The following is a 16,685-nucleotide window of genomic DNA, read 5'->3' on the forward strand; positions in this document are numbered from 1 at the left end:
GAGCGTGAAAGAATTCCGTAAAAGTCTGGATGATTCATGCGCCTGTCGAAGTTTTTTCTGCCTGTTTCCAAAGAAGCGCCTGCGGATGCCGCGATCGTTTCTCACCAGCTGATGCTGCGTACCGGTATGATCCGGCAGAATGGCGCAGGCATCTACTCCTGGCTGCCTCTGGGTTATCGCGTACTCAAACGAATTGAGCAGATTGTACGCGAGGAAATGAACCGGGCGGGCGCCATCGAAATGCTGATGCCGACGCTGCAACAGGCTGATCTCTGGCGGGAGTCCGGCCGGTATGACGACTATGGCAAAGAGATGTTGCGTATCAAGGATCGCCATGAGCGGGACATGCTGTACGGCCCGACAAATGAAGAACTGATCACGGATGTCTTCCGGACCTATGTAAAAAGCTACAAGCAGCTACCTCTGAACCTGTATCACCAGCAGTGGAAGTTCCGCGACGAGGTGCGGCCCCGTTTTGGTGTCATGCGCGGTCGTGAGTTCCTCATGAAAGACGCCTATTCGTTTGATCTGACTGAGGAAGACGCCAGAGCGGCGTACCGCAAGATGTTCTGTGCCTATCTGAATGCATTTGACCGGATGGGCCTCACGGCCATCCCGATGCGTGCAGACACGGGGCCGATCGGCGGCGATCTCAGCCACGAATTCATTATTCTGGCAGATACTGGCGAGAGCGCCGTCTTCTGTGACAAGGCTCTCCTCGATCTTCCGGCCCCTGGCTTAGACCTCGATTTCGAGTCAGACCTCACGCCATTCGTGACTGAGCGCACCGGATATTATGCGGCAACCGAAGAGATGCATGATGAGGCCGCATTCAATGCGCTGCCGGAAGACCGGCGTGTTTCCGCGCGGGGAATTGAAGTAGGTCACATCTTTTTCTTTGGCACCAAATACTCAAAGCCGATGAACGCTGTGGTGCAGGGGCCTGATGGTCAGATGGTGCCAGTTCAGATGGGCAGTTATGGCATTGGTGTTTCGCGGCTACTCGGTGCGATCATCGAGGCATGTCACGACGAGAACGGCATTGTATGGCCGGAGTCGGTTGCCCCCTTCGATGTTGGCCTGATCAATATGCGTCCCGGCAATGAAGCCTGCGATGCAGCCTGTAACACGCTATACGCTGCGTTGACTGCAGCTGGCCGTGAAGTGCTCTACGACGAAACCGATGACCGCGCAGGGGCGAAGTTTGCGCGCATGGATCTCATCGGCCTGCCCTGGCAAACGACCGTCGGGCCGCGCGGCGTTACTGAAGGCAAGGTCGAGGTCAAGAATCGCAAGACGGGCGAGAAGCATGATGTCAAAATCGAAGATATGCTGGCTCAACTGAAAGGCTCCTGATGAGCGCGATGCCTTCCGCAACGCCTTTTGGCAAACTGGAGCGAACGCTTGCCTGGAGGTATCTCAGGGCGCGCCGTGAACATGGGGGCGCCAGCCTTATCGCGGTCATTTCATTCATCGGAATTTTCTTCGCGGTGGCCGCGTTGATTATCACCATGTCGATCATGAGTGGATTTCGTGCGACCCTGCTCGACGCACTCTTGGGCGGCGAACCCCATATCTCCGCCGCAGTCGATGGCATGCCGCAGGACGAGGCGGAAGCATTGGCCAAGATAATCTCTGAAACCCCGGATGTTATCAGCGCGTCTCCTTATATCGAGCAGTTCGTTTTGCTGTCTGCAAATGGTGTGAGAACGGGCGGCGTGGTTCGCGCGGTTCCGCCTGCCGATCTCAAAACCATGCCGATCCTAAAGGACGGGGGCGAGGCGGCCCTGGCCGCTGGGTTTGGACAAGGCCGAAATGGCGGCAATGTCATCATGATCGGACAATACCTCGCAGCAAATCTGGGGCTTCAGCCCGGCGATAGTGTCGAGGTCGTGACATCGCAGATGCGATCTGGTCCCCTAGGACAAACGCCGATCAGCAAGTCTTATGTTGTTGGAGACATTTTCCGGACCGGCTCCGCACAGTTGGACAACGTCTATGTATTCATGCCGATGAATCAGGCGCAGATATTGTTCCAGTCCAAAGGGCGCTATCAGTTTCTGGATATCCGGGTGAAAAATCCCGACATGACAGAGGTCGCCATGCAGCGCATCTCTGAAGCGACAGGTTACAGTCTGCTTCTACGAGATTGGAAGACCAAGAACCGGACATATCTGGGCGCGCTGAGAACTGAGCGTGTCATGGTGAGATTGCTGGTAACGATCATCATGATGATTGCCACACTGAACATCATTGTCGGGGTTGTAATGCTGGTCAAAAACAAGACGCGGGATGTGGCCATCCTGCGGACCATCGGTCTCAGCCGCGGCGGCGTTCTGCGGGTATTCCTGATGGTAGGAACCGTTCTTGGCTCACTGGGCGCTCTGCTTGGGATGGTTGTGGGTGTGCTGTTCATTCTCAACATCGGCCCGATCGAGGCTCTGATCAATCTCGCGATTGATGGGGAAGTGTTCCCGGCAGAGCAGTATGGCCTGGATCATCTGCCAGCTGTGCTTGATTGGGGCGAAGTGGCTAGCACGGGCGCCTACGCGCTGATCATGTCCATGGTCGTCTCACTGATCCCGGCAATCTGGGCGTCGTCGCAAGACCCGGTCAAAGCGCTGAGGTTTGAATGATGCAACCCGTACTCGAACTTCTGGGAATTGACCGGACGTATCATACTGCGGCCGGCGCATTGCAGGTGTTGCAGGGCACCGACCTGCGCGTTTCGCCCGGCGAGCTTGTGGGCCTGGTGGGGCCATCTGGTTCCGGAAAATCGACGCTGCTGCATACCGCGGGCCTGCTGGAGCGGCCGGAGGGCGGCTCAATCTTTCTGGATGGGATCGACTGCCTGAAGCTGAACGACAATGGCCGCACCAGCATCCGGCGCAGAAAGATCGGCTTCGTTTATCAGTTTCACCATCTGCTACCTGAGTTTAATGCCATCGATAACATTGCAATGCCTCTTATGATCGCGGGGGTGAAAAAGTCCAAGGCGCGTGAAAAGGCGTCGAGCCTTTTAGAGGTCATGGGACTAGAAGAGCGCGCCTATCACCAGCCAGGCCAGTTGTCGGGTGGGGAGCAACAGCGTGTGGCGATTGCCAGAGCGTTGGCAAATGACCCCAAGCTTGTGATCGCTGACGAGCCGACCGGAAACCTCGATCCCACCACAACGGAGCGTGTGTTCGGCACGCTCATCAAAATGGTGCGTGAAGAAGGCGCGGGAGTGCTGGTGGCCACGCACAATTTCGCCCTAACCCGGCATATGGACCGTATTCTCACCCTCAAGGATGGGAAGCTCATAGATTACGTTGAATGATCGGCTGTGGACTACTGGAGCCGCGCGCTTCCGGCCTGGCTGATTCGGTGAGAGTATCTGCGCGGAAGAGGATTGCCGCGTGACAAAGCCTGTTTTTATCCATCTTGCCATCCGGTCCAGCTTTTCGCTGCTGGAAAGCATGATTACGCCTGCTGATCTGGCAAAGTGGTGCAAGCAATACTCCATGCCCGCGATGGCGGTGACTGACAGAAACTGCCTTTTCGGGGCGTTAGAGCTTTCCATTAAGCTGTCAGATTACGGCGTTCAGCCAATCATGGCGTGCTGTTTTGATGTCACCGATGGATCGCCCAAAGCAGAACTGTTTCGGCTCACTGCATATGCTCAGGATGATGTCGGCTATAAGCGTCTGATGTTTTTGTCCTCTAGGGCGTATCTGGAAGCAGACGATGGCGTGCCGCGCTTACACAAAAAATATCTGCTGGAGAACACAGAGGGCCTCATTCTTCTGACGGGCGGCGCAGAAGGCGAAGTCGCGCGTCACATCCTCAAGGGCCGCTTGGCCGACGCCCGGACAGAACTGTCAACCTTGGCGACCGCCTATCCTGGGCGTTGTTATGTCGAAATTACCCGGCACGGAACGCAGGAGGAAATCAAATCGGAAACGGGCTTGGTTGAGTTGGCTTACGAGCTTGGGCTCCCCCTCGTTGCCACTCACGATGCCCGTTTCTTGAAGCCAGAAGATGTAACAGCGCACGATGCCATGATGTGCATCGCAAACGGGCAATATCTTGGCCAGGACGACCGCAAGCGCGTCGAGCCAGACCAATATCTGAAATCTCCTGAAGAGATGGAAGTGCTGTTTGCGGACCTTCCTGAAGCGATCGCAAATACTTCAGAGATCGCGATTCGCTGTTCGGTAAGGGCTGAGACCCGCAAACCAATTTTGCCCAATTTCAGCAAGGAGGGACGCTCGGAAGGTGAGGAGCTCGCCCTCCAAGCTCGTCAAGGTCTAGAGGAGCGTTTGGCAGAGGCAGATCGTCTGTATGCTGAGCGACAAGTATATCTCGATCGGCTTGAATATGAACTTGGTATCATCGACCGCATGGGATTCCCCGGATACTTCCTTATCGTCTCGGACTTCATCAAGTGGGCAAAGGCGAACGGTATTCCTGTGGGGCCGGGCAGGGGATCGGGCGCTGGTTCACTCGTTGCCTGGGTTCTGCTGATTACAGATCTCGATCCGTTGAGGTTTGATTTGCTGTTTGAGCGCTTCCTCAACCCCGAGCGCGTTTCTATGCCAGACTTCGACGTGGATTTCTGCCAGGAACGCCGGGGCGAAGTGATCCGTTATGTCCGCGAAAAATATGGCGCAGACAGTGTTGCTATGATCATCACCTTTGGCACGCTTCAAGCCAAGGCTGTGGTGCGCGATGTCGGCCGCGTGATGCAGATGCCCTACGGCCAGGTCGACCGCCTTGCGAAACTTATCCCGTTCAATCCGGCCAAGCCACCAACCCTGGATGAAGCGATAGCGGCTGAACCAAAGTTCGATGATGAGATCGCGGCCGATGCGCGCGTTGGCGAGCTGATCGACACAGCGCGTGCGCTGGAGGGAATGTACCGCAACGCAGGGACGCACGCTGCTGGCGTTGTGATCGCAGACCGCCCGCTTGTTGAGCTTGTGCCGCTTTATAACGATCCGAGAGCCGATCTACCCGCTACTCAGTTCAATATGAAGTATGCCGAAATGGCGGGTCTCGTGAAGTTCGACTTCTTGGGGCTGAAGACCCTAACTGTGATAGACCGTGCGCTGAACTTTATTCGCCGCGATGGCGGCGATGTGGGCCCCGCATGGCGAAGCATGGATGATCCAGCCACTTATGAGCTTATGGCAAGTGGTGAAACGCTGGGCGTATTCCAGCTTGAAGGGGCGGGCATGCGCGACACGCTTCGCCGGGTGCGGCCCAACAATATTGAAGATCTGATCGCCATCATCTCCCTCTATCGCCCCGGCCCTATGGAGAATATCCCAGTCTATGTTCAGGGCAAGGAGGATCCGGCGTCGGTCCGTTATCAGCATCCAGACCTGAAGCCTGTGCTTGAGGCAACTTATGGTGTTCCTGTCTATCAGGAGCAAGTTATGCGGATGGCGCAGGAAATTGCGGGCTATTCTCTGGGTGAGGCCGACCTCCTGCGTCGCGCGATGGGTAAGAAGAAACTTGAAGAGATGATCGCGCAGCGCCGGCGTTTCGTTGAGGGCGCCGCTGCCAACAAGGGAATGAAAGATTCGCTGGCCAACGAAATCTTCGACACCATGGAGAAGTTCGCCGGTTACGGGTTCAACAAGTCGCACGCAGCAGCTTATGCGCTCATCGGCTACCATACAGCCTTTCTGAAGTGCCATTATCCCAAAGAGTTCCTGGCGGCATCAATGAGCCTGGATATTGGAAACACTGACAAGCTCGCAGCGTTTTTTCAGGAGGCCAAGCGCTTGCGGCTTCACGTTCTCGCGCCGGACATCAATTCATCGCAGCCGGATTTCGATGTGAATGAGGACGGCATTGTCTACGCCCTCGGGGCGATCAAGGGCGTGGGCGTCGAGGCAATGAAACACGTTTCGGCCGTAAGAAGCGAGGGCGGTCCCTTTAAAGACCTCTATGACTTTGCTGAGCGGGTTGATCCCAAGCACGTGAACAAGAAGGCTTTGGAGTCCCTGGCAAAATCTGGAGCGCTTGATTGTCTGGAAGGTAACAGGGCGCGCGTATTTGCTGTTGTGCCGATGCTGGCCCAATATTGCGCGAGTCACGCTGAAGATCGAAGTGGAGGTCAGGGCGGGCTATTCGGAGAGTCCGAACCCGCGCTTCGTCCGGAATTTCCGCCCTCAAGGCCATGGACTGCGCAACAAAAGCTGGATGAAGAATTCAAATCCATAGGATTTTACTTTTCGGGTCACCCATTGGACGATGTTCTGACGTCGATAGACCGGGACCGCGTTACGTTGGCGATGGAAGTGCACGAGCGGGCGGGAGACGGGAAACCTCTCGAAATGATAGGTATCGTGCGGACGCGCAATGACAAGCCCAGCAAGAGGGGCGGCAAGTTTGCTTTCCTGACTATCTCCGACCCCACCGGTGAACTTGAAATGATGGTCTTCAATGAAGGCTTGCAGCAATATGGAGATTTGCTGCAGCCCGGAAAAGCGGTTGCCATCACCGTTACAGCCAAATTGAACGGGGAAGAACTTCGCCTCAATCTTGACCGGGCGGTCGAATTGGAAGCTGCGCGTTTGTCGAAACCGTCAGGGTCCCTGATGGTCCGTCTCGGGCCCGACGCAGATCCTGAGGATCTGGCCGGCGTTATACGTCGGTTAGAGCAAGTTTCCGATGGCGACAGAGGCGTGATTATAGTTGAACTGATCCTCCGTGACGGACGGATTGTCACTATGAGGTTGCCTCAAACCTACACGATTGGCCTTCGCGCCCAGCGGGCTCTGAAAGAGGTTCCGGGTGTCGAGAAGGTAGATCCGCGCCAGGCAGCCTGAGGCTGCGGTCTTTTGGGGCTTGTTGTTTGCGCCGGATTGGGTATATGGCGCGCATTCTAAAACCATGTCGCGGGTGCATCCGGTGCGACGGGATTTCCCGTAGTTCCCCCTGCGACGGCCAACCGGATGGAGAAAATCGATGGCCCTTCCTGACTTCTCGATGCGTCAGTTGCTCGAGGCTGGTGTTCACTTTGGTCACCAGACCCACCGCTGGAACCCCCGCATGAAGCCGTACATCTACGGCGAGCGTTCCGGCATCCACATCATGGACCTTTCGCACACTGTTCCCGCGCTGCACCAGTCGCTGGTGTTTGTGCGCGATACTGTCGCCAAGGGCGGCCGTGTTCTGTTCGTGGGTACAAAACGTCAGGCTCAGGAGCCCGTTGCTGAGGCTGCACAGCGCTGCGCACAGTATTACATGAACCATCGCTGGCTCGGCGGCACGCTGACCAACTGGTCCACAGTTTCCAACTCCATCAAGCAGCTGCGCGAACTTAACGCCATGTTTGAGAGTGGTGGCGGCTCTGGCCTGACCAAGAAAGAGCTGCTCGACCTGCAGCGCCGCCGTGACAAGCTGCAAAAGTCGCTGGGCGGTATCGCTGACATGGGCGGCCTGCCAGCTGCAATCGTCGTTATCGACACGAATAAAGAAGCGATTGCCGTTCAAGAGGCACGCAAGCTCGGTATTCCGGTCGTTGCTGTTCTGGACACCAATTGTAACCCATCTGATGCCGACTTTGGTTTCCCAGGCAATGATGACGCGGCTCGCGCGATCTCGCTTTATTGCAACCTCTTTGCGGATGCGGTTCTGGATGGACTTGCGGAATCAACAGCGGGCCTGGGCGTTGATCTTGGCGCATCCGCCGACATCGCGTCGCTTGCAGACGCTGATGTCAAACTGGCTGACGAAGAAGCTGCGGGCGAAGCTTAATCGCTTCTTCTGCCAACCCAAGATGAAGGAACAATCTCATGGCTGAGATTACTGCTGCACTTGTGAAAGAACTGCGCGAAAAAACGGGCGCAGGCATGATGGATGCGAAGAAAGCACTGGTCGAAAATAATGGCGACCAGGCAGCTGCAATTGAGTGGCTGCGCGCAAAGGGACTGTCCAAGGCCGCCAAGAAATCTGATCGCGCCGCGGCTGAGGGGCTCGTTGCGGTCAAGTTGTCTGACGACGGCAAGTCCGGCGCGATTGTCGAACTCAATGCTGAAACCGATTTCGTCGCACGCAACGAGATTTTCCAGAAGTCCCTCGACGGGATCGCTGTCGCTGCCCTGAAGGCGGATGGTACGGTTGAGGCGGTTTCTGCTGCAGCTTCGCCAGATGGTGAAGGCTCCGTGGATGATCTGATTAAGCGCATGATCGCTACAATTGGCGAAAACATGACCTTGCGCCGTGTTGCAAAGCTCTCGGCAACCGGCCGGGTAGCGGCTTATACCCACAACGCTGTTGTGCCGGGTATGGGCAAGGTTGGTGTGCTCGTTGCCCTTGACGGTTCGGGTGACCTTGAAGACGCTGGCCGGAAGGTTGCTATGCACATTGCGGCAACGTCTCCCGCAGCGGCAACCACTGAAGAGCTTGATCCGGCGCTTGTCGAATCAGAGAAGCGCGTACTGACCGAGCAAGCTCGTGAGAGCGGCAAGCCTGACGCTGTCATTGAAAAGATGATCGTTGGCCGCATGCAGAAATTCTACAAAGAGGTCGTTCTGGCCGAGCAGCCCTTCATCATGGACCCAGACAAAACGGTTGGGGAATTCCTGAAAGAGCAGGGCGCTACCTTGAAAGGGTTTGTTCATTACAAACTCGGTGAAGGGGTAGAGAAAGCTGCGGACAACTTCGCAGATGAAGTCGCTGCACTCACAAAAGGCGCCTGATCGGGCTTGCCTTTCAGCCCATGAGGGGCTTTGAACAATCCCGGCTGCCCCTAGGAGCGGCCGGGATTATTTTATCCAGCGCTCAGAATACAAGGGATTGAGGTCTAATTATGCAGTCCGGCGCGTCTGAAACCAACAAGTTGAAATATCGCCGTGTGCTTCTCAAGCTGTCTGGTGAAGCCTTGATGGGGGGAGGGCAGTTCGGAATCGATATTCCGACCTGTGAGCAATTCGCTCGGGCAATTGCAGAGGCCAGGGAAGCGGGCGCCGAAATATGCCTGGTTATCGGTGGCGGCAATATCTTCCGGGGAGTGGCGGGAGCCGCAAAAGGTATGGAGCGCGCCCAGGCTGACTCCATGGGCATGCTTGCTACAGTTATGAATGCCCTCGCCATGCAAAGCGTTCTGGAGAACCTAGGAGTTCCTACCCGAGTCCAATCAGCCCTGAATATGGATGCAATCTGCGAACCTTATATCCGGCGCCGTGCCCATCGGCACATGGAAAAGGGCCGCGTGGTAATCTTTGCGGCCGGCATCGGAAATCCATTCTTTACCACCGATACCGGCGCGGCTTTGCGGGCGATTGAAATGAACTGCGACGCGCTCCTGAAGGGCACACAGGTAGACGGTGTATACACGGCCGATCCGAAGCTGGACGCTACAGCGACGCGCTACCATCAGGTTGCTTACCAGGAAATTCTCGCCAAGGATTTGAAAGTGATGGACTCGTCAGCAGTCAGTTTGATGAGAGACAATAACATTCCAATCGTCGTATTTTCGCTCAAAGAAGAAGGCTCCCTGTTAAATGTCCTTTATGGACGAGGGACTTCGACGACGATCACCAAAGAGGGAGCAGAGAAGCCATGAGCTACAGCAAGCAGGATATTGAACGAAGAATGGAGGGCGCCCTGGCTTCATTGGCGTCGGAATTTGCTGGCCTGCGCACTGGGCGCGCTTCGGTGAACCTTCTCGATTCAATTCAGGTCCCGGCCTATGGCGGCGTAACGCCTCTGAGTCAGGTTGCGTCTGTGACCGTGTCGGATACCCGAATGCTCTCGGTCAATGTTTGGGACAAAACGGTTGTTGGCGCGGCCGACAGGGCAATCCGCGATTCCGGTCTTGGTTTGAACCCAGTGATGGATGGCCAAACGCTTCGCATTCCGATCCCTCCGCTCAATGAAGAGCGCCGGGTTGAGTTGACCAAAATTGCTGGGAAGTATGCCGAAGCTGCGCGGGTGGCTGTCCGCAATGTGCGTCGAGATGGAATGGACGATCTCAAGAAAGCAGAGAAAGACGGCGAAATCAGTGAAGATCGTCACCGTGCGCTGACTGAAGAAGTTCAGAAACTGACGGATGCGTTTGTTAAGCGTGTTGACGAAGCCCTGAAGGCCAAAGAAGCCGAGATCATGCAGGTCTGATGTCGCGGGCCTCTGCCCCCCTCAATCCTATTCCGGTGGGCCAACAACCCGTCGTCCCAAAGCATGTGGCAATTATCATGGATGGAAATGGCCGCTGGGCGACAGCCAGACATCTGCCCCGTACTGCGGGACATGAACGCGGTGTCGAGGCGCTCCGGCGTACCGTTGATGCAGCGGGTGATCTTGGTATCCGCTATTTGACGGTCTTTTCTTTTTCGACAGAAAACTGGCGTCGACCTGCGGCCGAAGTGAACACACTATTCGGTCTCCTGAAGGCTTATGTGCAGAGAGATCTAAGTCGCCTTAAAGATGAGGGAGTGCGAATCCGGATTATCGGTCAGCGCGCCGGTTTGCCAGCGGACATTGCAAGTCTCGTGTCCAAGGCTGAGGAAGAAACCAGAACGAATACTGAGTTTAATCTGACAATCGCGTTCAATTACGGATCGCGTGACGAAATTTTGCGGGCTGCTTCCGCTTTAGCGCGGGATGTTAAATCAGGACTGCGCGATCCGGATATAACAGAAAATGAGTTCGCTGGGTATTTGGATACCGGCGATCTTCCGGACCCGGACCTTCTTATACGGACGAGTGGAGAATTTCGTATCAGCAACTTTCTGCTTTGGCAGGCGGCCTATGCGGAGTTCCTGTTTTGTGACGTCCTGTGGCCCGACTTTGGACGCTCCCATCTGGAAGATGCCCTGAAATGCTATAATGAGCGGGAGCGCAGATATGGCGCTGTCTCTCCGGGAGGGGGCTGATGGGTGACTGGACACCGACCGAAAGGCGGTTTTCCGAACTTCCCGTCCGGCTGGTGTCCGCATTTATTCTGATCCCGATGGCGCTTGCGGCTGTCTGGTTGGGTGGATGGTGGTTGGCCACGGCATGTGCCGTATTCGCATTTGTAATGATGCTGGAATGGTGCGCGATGAGCGCAACATCCAATCAGTACCTGCTAGCCGGCTTGGGTGGCTTGTTTGCGATGTCGTTTCCGCTGCAGCTTACCGAGATGACCGTCGCAATCGCGGTCGCCGCCTACTGCCTGGCCAGCTTTGGTGCGCGTGCCGGTATTCGTTCCAGGGTCTCTGCGGGCTTCGGTGTAATCTACGTGTTTGCAATGGTTGGTGGGCTTTACATGCTTCGCGAGGGGGCGTGGGAAGGCCAATCAGCGGCACTTTATTTCATGTCTTTCGTCTGGGCCTCTGATGCAGCGGCATATTTCTTCGGCCGGGCATTTGGTGGCCCGAAATTGCTCCCCAAAGAAAGCCCGAATAAGACGTGGAGTGGTGCAATTGCTGCTGTTCTGGCGTGCGCCATCTGTGGTTATTTCGCGTCTATGATTGAGGGCGTCGACCATTTCGCCTGGATGGCATGTGGTATTGCAATATCGATAGTGGCTCAGGCGGGCGATTTGTTTGAAAGCGGACTCAAAAGGCGGTTCAAAGTGAAGGACTCAGGCCGGATTCTGCCTGGTCATGGCGGGCTTTTGGATCGAGTTGATGGTTTGGGCGCTGTGGCTGTTGTAGGAAGCATTGCGTTGGCAGTTCACCCCGGTTTAGCAACTGCGCTGGGGCTTTGAGGCTCCATGGTGCGCAAGGTTTCCATCTTCGGCTCAACAGGCTCAATCGGGCGGTCCGCGATCGACGTCATTTGCAATGCGAATGAAACAGGCGCCGCCGAATTTTCTGTTGAGGCACTTGCAGCGGGCCGGGACGTGGAGGGCTTGGCGAGTCAGGCGCTGAAACTGAAGCCGAAAATTGCTGTAATTGCTGATGAAAGTCGCAAGGTGGAGCTCGCAGCCTTGCTGGCGGGGTCCGGCATCGAAGTTGCTGCAGGCGAGGGGGCGTTAAATGAGGCCGCTGCGCGCCCCTGTGACCGTGTTTTGGCGGCAATTGTGGGCGCCGCCGGCCTTGGTTCGACTTTGGCGGCCATAAAGGCTGGCAACGACATCGCGATCGCAAACAAGGAGAGCATTGTATGCGGCGGTCAGCTTATGCTCGGCGAAGCCCGGCAGTCTGGAGCCCGCATTTTTCCCGTTGATTCGGAACATAGTGCCATTTTCCAATGCATCGGTGATGGGCGCAGCCTGGAAAACCTGACCATCACCGCATCTGGGGGGCCTTTCCGCAATTGGTCGCTGGAGCAGATGGCAACGGCCACACCAGCTCAAGCGGCGGCCCATCCCGTCTGGTCCATGGGTATCAAAAATTCAATCGACAGCGCATCGTTGATGAATAAGGCCTTGGAATTCATAGAAGCGGCAGTCCTTTTTGACGTCGCCGCGGACCACATCAACGTATTGGTCCACCCTCAGTCAATCATCCATGGCATGGCCCATTTCGACGATGGTTCGGTCATCGCTCAGCTTGGGTGTCCGGACATGAGGACTCCGATTTCTTATGCTCTTGGATGGCCAGATCGAATTCCCACCACTGTCGACCGACTCAATCTTGCGCAGATTTCGAATCTGGAATTTTTTGAAGTCGATGAAGAGCGATTTGCTTCAATTCGGCTGGCTCGCGAGGCAATGGGCGCCGGCCCGGCTGCCAGAGTGGTATTAAATTGCGCTAATGAAGCAGCTGTTTCAGCGTTCATAGCTGGTGAATGCGGCTTCCTTGACATCAGCAGATTGGTCGAAGCCGCATTGGAGCGCTTTTCATCAGGTAATTTTGCCTCTAGCAAATGCGAAACGCTTGAAGAAATAGCAGAAATAAGCCGGTACGGACGGTTCCTAGTGTCTCAATGGCTAAACAATGCCCCAAGCCGGGCGGGAGGATGATCGAGTGGATCAGATTCTAAGCCAGGGGCCACTCTTCCTTTTCTGCCTGATCTTCATGATGGGCATTGTCGTTGTGATCCACGAATTTGGGCACTATCTGGCTGCCCGGCTCTATGGTGTGGCCATCGAGTCTTTTTCAGTTGGATTTGGCAAGCCGCTTTTCGAGCGCCGCGACAGGCGCGGCACCAGATGGCGCGTCAACTGGATTCCGCTGGGTGGGTTTGTCAGTTTTCTTCCTGCCAGCGCCAAAGCTGATGATGAAACTGCCCAAGGCATTGCGGGCATATCATTCGACGAGCTGAAGCCGATTCCGAAAATTGTGGTCAGTTTGGCTGGGCCGTTTGCCAACTTCGTGCTTGCGACACTGATCTTCGCGTTGGCTTATGGTGTATTTGGATCACCGAAGTTTGAGGTTCAAATCACGCATATAGGTGAGGGAATGCCCGCTGAAGAAGCGGGGCTCCTGCCAGGCGACATCATCCGTGAAATCAATGGGCGGCCGATCCTGACGGGCGCGGACGCAACGATGATGGTGTTGGTCAGTCCGAATAAGGCAATGCGGTTCAATGTTGACAGAAATGGACAGGAATTGAACCTGGACGTAATTCCGCGAGAAATTGTGCGCCCGAACGAGTTCGGCCAGGTCGTTCCTCAGAGCACCGCAGGCTTCAGTTTGGTGCATTCCAAGTTCATCGAGCGCGTAACATATGGCCCTATTGGCTCGCTGGTTGAGGGCACCGCCCAGACCGGGCGAACAATAGATCAGACCGTTAAGATGTTGAGCCGGATCGCAACCGGAAACATGTCAGTTCATGCGATGTCTGGGCCCGTTGGGGTCGGCGATATATCTCGCCGCGCGGTCAATCGCGTAATGGAACAGACGCAACTGACGTCTTGGCAAAAGACTGAGCAGCTGTTCTGGATGCTCATGAGTGTTTGCGCTGCGGTTTCAGTGGGCGTGGGCTTTTTCAACCTTTTGCCACTGCCTGTTCTGGATGGCGGTCGTGTGGTCTTTCATGCATACGAAGCGTTCACGGGTTCAAAAATGCCCAGCCAAGTGGAAGCGTTCGCATTGAGAGCGAGCGTCTTTCTTCTGCTGCTTATGGTGGTGGTTATCACATGGGGAGATGTGATTGAAACGGGCGTGTTTGGACGGGGAGGCGGCTGACAATCTGTCAGCCCGGTACGGAGAGTGATATCCATAATGCTTAAGTTCCTCGCGGCCACTATTCTTGCGACGAGTGCTCTTGGTTTGGGAGTGAGCGGCTTTGGCCTCACTGCAAGTGCGCAAGAGGACGCTCTCTATGGCGGAACGATCAGAACCATCCTGGTCGAAGGTAATCAGCGCATTGAGGCACGTACCGTTCAGTCCTACCTCCTTGTGGAACCCGGAGATGCATTTGATCCCGACAGAATTGACCTTTCGCTGAAAACGCTTTTCGCGACAAATCTGTTTGCGGATGTATCGATTGATCGCCGCGGAAATGACCTGGTTATTCAAGTTGTCGAAAACCCGATCATTAACCGGGTTATCTTCGAAGGTAATCGGGCTTTGAAAGACGACAAGCTGCGTGAAGAAATTCAGGCCGCGCCGCGGGGTATCTTTACTGCCGCGCGCGTTCAGTCAGACGTGCAGCGGATCATGGAGCTCTATCGCCGGTCCGGCAGATTTGCTGCCAAGGTAGAGCCGCAATACAAGCCTTTGGAGCAAAACCGCGTTGACTTGATTTTTGAAGTTACGGAAGGGCCCGTTACCGGGGTCCGGTCGATCAACTTCATCGGCAACAAGGCATATTCCGATTCAAGGCTGCGCAGCGAGATTGTAACAAAACAATCACGCCTCTGGCGCTTTTTCAGCTCAAACGACAACTACGATTCCAATCGATTGGAATATGACCGTGAGCAGCTGCGCGAGTTCTATCAAAACAACGGCTACTACGATTTCCGCGTTACATCTGCAGTCGCGGAGCTCGCTCCAGACCAGAAAGACTTCTACATAACGTATACGGTAGACGAGGGACGCCAATACGATTTCGGGGCAATCAAAGTAGAGACCGCGCTGGAAAAACTCGACGCTGACGTTCTTCGCGCAGTTGTTCCGATCACGGAGGGGGATCTTTTTCGCGGAAATCAGATTGAGGCGACGATCGATAGCCTGACATACGCAGCGGGCGTGGCGGGCTACGCTTTCGTAGATGTCCGCCCACAAATCAGTGTCAATGAAGAAACCGGCCGCATAGATATTACGTTCGCTATCGATGAGGGCCCACGTGTTTACATCGACCGGATCAACATTGTTGGAAACACGCAGACACTGGACCGCGTGATCCGCCGGGAATTGCGGTTGTCCGAAGGTGATGCATTCAACCGAATTCTGCTCGACAGGTCTCGTAACCGCGTCCGCGCGTTGGGCTTCTTCGAGGATGTTGAAGTAGTCGAGACACCCAGCGAGCAACCCGACAGAACCATCGTGGATATCAAGGTAAAAGAGCAATCGACAGGCGAACTGTCGTTCGCGGCCGGCTTCTCTTCCGTTGATGCTTACCTGTTCGATCTCAGCGCATCTCAGCGAAACCTACGGGGGCGTGGCCAGTCTGTTGTTGCCAGAACGTCGCTCTCCAGCCGTCAACAGATTGTGGACCTTCGGTTCACTGAGCCACGCTTCCTCGATCGTAACCTTTCCGCTGGTGTGGACCTGTTCGCCACCCGGCAGGATTTTGAAGAGTACACAGGCTTTACCAGCGAAACGATTGGCGGCGGTGTGCGTATGGCATTCCCCCTGACGGACCGCATGCAAATGGGTGTCCGTTATCGTCTTCAGACAGACGATGTGAGCATTGCGGATCAGAACATCGTCATCGACTCGAATGGGATGCTCGTTCGCACACGAACGCAGATTGCCGGTCAGGATACCCCAAACGATCTTTCGGACGATATATACCGGCTACCGGAACCCGGCGATGAAGGGCCAGGTGAGGCGGTCGTTGATATCTGTAACCCTGGATACGTGCTTAGAAATACAATTTGCCGTTCTGAGCGTAGCGATATTTCCAGCATCGTTGGATACGATTTCTTCTGGGATCAAACCAATGATCCCATTTCGCCAACCCGAGGTTTTAATCTGCGCTTCAGTCAGGATCTGGCCGGCTTGGGCGGAGACGTGAAATATATCCGTACTGAGACTGGTGCGTCTTTCTACCGTGGAATTTGGCGCGATGTGGTAGCAAGCGCCAACTTCTCCGGCGGCTTGGTTGTGCCTCTTGATGAAGAGCAAGGCGTTCGAATCAACAATCGCTTCTTCCGCGGGGGCAGCACGTTCCGCGGATTTGATGTGGCGGGCCTTGGGCCACGCGAAATCCTTCGTCTCATTGATCCGGCGACAGGCGAGTTGCTGGGCACTCAGAGACTTAATTCACTCGGCGGAAATGCATATTATCAGGGTACGTTTGAGCTGACTGTCCCCAATTTCGTTCCCGAAGAATATGGCATCAAGAGCGCCTTGTTCCTCGACGTGGGATCTCTGGGTCTGCTTGAAGATGTTGATAAGGGGAGCACGGTCATCCTCGAAGATGGCGGGCCCTTCGGTTATCCGGGCGTCACCGCCATTCGAACAACAAAAGACGCGGCGGCGCTTCGCGCATCTGCCGGTATAAGCGTGTTTTGGGATTCTCCATTCGGTCCCATCCGCTTCGACTTCTCGCATATTCTCCGCAAGGAGGATTACGACAGGACGGAAACCTTCCGGTTCTCGACCTCAACGCGGTTCTAATATCGCAAGCCCCAGAGTAGGACGAAC

13 protein-coding genes are annotated in these 16,685 nt (G+C 55.4%); all 13 read left to right on the top strand.

Annotated elements, in window-relative coordinates; all coding sequences use genetic code 11:
• Positions 1-36 precede the first annotated feature (36 nt).
• The 13 genes from proS (at position 37) to bamA (ending at position 16,658) form a co-directional block, all read left to right on the top strand.
• On the top strand, positions 37-1,356 hold the full coding sequence (proS, locus tag HNE_RS08710; protein ID WP_011646768.1) for a proline--tRNA ligase: 1,320 nt from the start codon (positions 37-39) through the stop codon (positions 1,354-1,356).
• Positions 1,356-2,636, top strand: coding sequence for an ABC transporter permease (locus HNE_RS08715; protein ID WP_035591193.1), 1,281 nt, complete (start codon positions 1,356-1,358; stop codon positions 2,634-2,636). The genes proS and HNE_RS08715 overlap by 1 nt, the downstream gene beginning before the upstream one ends.
• Positions 2,633-3,319, top strand: coding sequence for an ABC transporter ATP-binding protein (locus HNE_RS08720; RefSeq protein WP_011646770.1), 687 nt, complete (start codon positions 2,633-2,635; stop codon positions 3,317-3,319). The genes HNE_RS08715 and HNE_RS08720 overlap by 4 nt, the downstream gene beginning before the upstream one ends.
• Positions 3,320-3,398: 79 nt before the next feature.
• Positions 3,399-6,821 (top strand): DNA polymerase III subunit alpha, encoded by a 3,423-nt coding sequence (dnaE, locus tag HNE_RS08725; RefSeq protein WP_011646771.1) that lies wholly within the window; start codon positions 3,399-3,401, stop codon positions 6,819-6,821.
• Between the two features lie 139 nt (positions 6,822-6,960).
• Positions 6,961-7,752 carry a 30S ribosomal protein S2 gene (rpsB, locus tag HNE_RS08730; RefSeq protein ID WP_011646772.1) on the top strand — a complete coding sequence of 264 codons (792 nt, stop codon included), beginning with the start codon at positions 6,961-6,963 and terminating at the stop codon, positions 7,750-7,752.
• 38 nt (positions 7,753-7,790) lie between these two features.
• Entirely contained in the window at positions 7,791-8,696 is a 906-nt protein-coding gene (gene tsf / locus HNE_RS08735) for a translation elongation factor Ts (protein ID WP_011646773.1), read from the top strand.
• 110 nt (positions 8,697-8,806) lie between these two features.
• Complete coding sequence (gene pyrH / locus HNE_RS08740) at positions 8,807-9,562, top strand: UMP kinase (RefSeq protein ID WP_011646774.1); 756 nt, start codon at positions 8,807-8,809, stop codon at positions 9,560-9,562.
• Positions 9,559-10,113 (top strand): ribosome recycling factor, encoded by a 555-nt coding sequence (gene frr / locus HNE_RS08745; protein WP_011646775.1) that lies wholly within the window; start codon positions 9,559-9,561, stop codon positions 10,111-10,113. Before pyrH ends, frr begins: the two co-directional genes overlap by 4 nt.
• Positions 10,113-10,871 carry an isoprenyl transferase gene (locus tag HNE_RS08750; RefSeq protein ID WP_011646776.1) on the top strand — a complete coding sequence of 253 codons (759 nt, stop codon included), beginning with the start codon at positions 10,113-10,115 and terminating at the stop codon, positions 10,869-10,871. The genes frr and HNE_RS08750 overlap by 1 nt, the downstream gene beginning before the upstream one ends.
• Positions 10,871-11,689, top strand: a complete 819-nt coding sequence (locus HNE_RS08755; RefSeq protein WP_011646777.1) for a phosphatidate cytidylyltransferase — start codon at positions 10,871-10,873, stop codon at positions 11,687-11,689. The genes HNE_RS08750 and HNE_RS08755 overlap by 1 nt, the downstream gene beginning before the upstream one ends.
• A 6-nt stretch (positions 11,690-11,695) precedes the next feature.
• On the top strand, positions 11,696-12,889 hold the full coding sequence (gene dxr, locus HNE_RS08760; protein ID WP_011646778.1) for a 1-deoxy-D-xylulose-5-phosphate reductoisomerase: 1,194 nt from the start codon (positions 11,696-11,698) through the stop codon (positions 12,887-12,889).
• Positions 12,890-12,893: 4 nt separating this feature from the next.
• On the top strand, positions 12,894-14,057 hold the full coding sequence (locus HNE_RS08765; protein ID WP_011646779.1) for a M50 family metallopeptidase: 1,164 nt from the start codon (positions 12,894-12,896) through the stop codon (positions 14,055-14,057).
• A gap of 36 nt (positions 14,058-14,093) precedes the next feature.
• A complete protein-coding gene (bamA, locus tag HNE_RS08770) occupies positions 14,094-16,658 on the top strand; it encodes an outer membrane protein assembly factor BamA (RefSeq protein ID WP_011646780.1) in 2,565 nt (854 codons plus the stop codon).
• Positions 16,659-16,685: the final 27 nt, after the last annotated feature.

Origin of the sequence: Hyphomonas neptunium ATCC 15444 (assembly GCF_000013025.1) — a bacterium.
Classification (GTDB): Bacteria; Pseudomonadota; Alphaproteobacteria; order Caulobacterales; family Hyphomonadaceae; genus Hyphomonas; species Hyphomonas neptunia.

Coding starts and splice junctions, on each gene's coding strand:
- proS (WP_011646768.1), top strand. CDS start 37: ATGCGCCTGTCGAAGTTTTTTCTGCCTGTTTCCAAAGAAGCGCCTGCG.
- HNE_RS08715 (WP_035591193.1), top strand. CDS start 1,356: ATGAGCGCGATGCCTTCCGCAACGCCTTTTGGCAAACTGGAGCGAACG.
- HNE_RS08720 (WP_011646770.1), top strand. CDS start 2,633: ATGATGCAACCCGTACTCGAACTTCTGGGAATTGACCGGACGTATCAT.
- rpsB (WP_011646772.1), top strand. CDS start 6,961: ATGGCCCTTCCTGACTTCTCGATGCGTCAGTTGCTCGAGGCTGGTGTT.
- tsf (WP_011646773.1), top strand. CDS start 7,791: ATGGCTGAGATTACTGCTGCACTTGTGAAAGAACTGCGCGAAAAAACG.
- pyrH (WP_011646774.1), top strand. CDS start 8,807: ATGCAGTCCGGCGCGTCTGAAACCAACAAGTTGAAATATCGCCGTGTG.
- frr (WP_011646775.1), top strand. CDS start 9,559: ATGAGCTACAGCAAGCAGGATATTGAACGAAGAATGGAGGGCGCCCTG.
- HNE_RS08750 (WP_011646776.1), top strand. CDS start 10,113: ATGTCGCGGGCCTCTGCCCCCCTCAATCCTATTCCGGTGGGCCAACAA.
- HNE_RS08755 (WP_011646777.1), top strand. CDS start 10,871: ATGGGTGACTGGACACCGACCGAAAGGCGGTTTTCCGAACTTCCCGTC.
- dxr (WP_011646778.1), top strand. CDS start 11,696: ATGGTGCGCAAGGTTTCCATCTTCGGCTCAACAGGCTCAATCGGGCGG.
- bamA (WP_011646780.1), top strand. CDS start 14,094: ATGCTTAAGTTCCTCGCGGCCACTATTCTTGCGACGAGTGCTCTTGGT.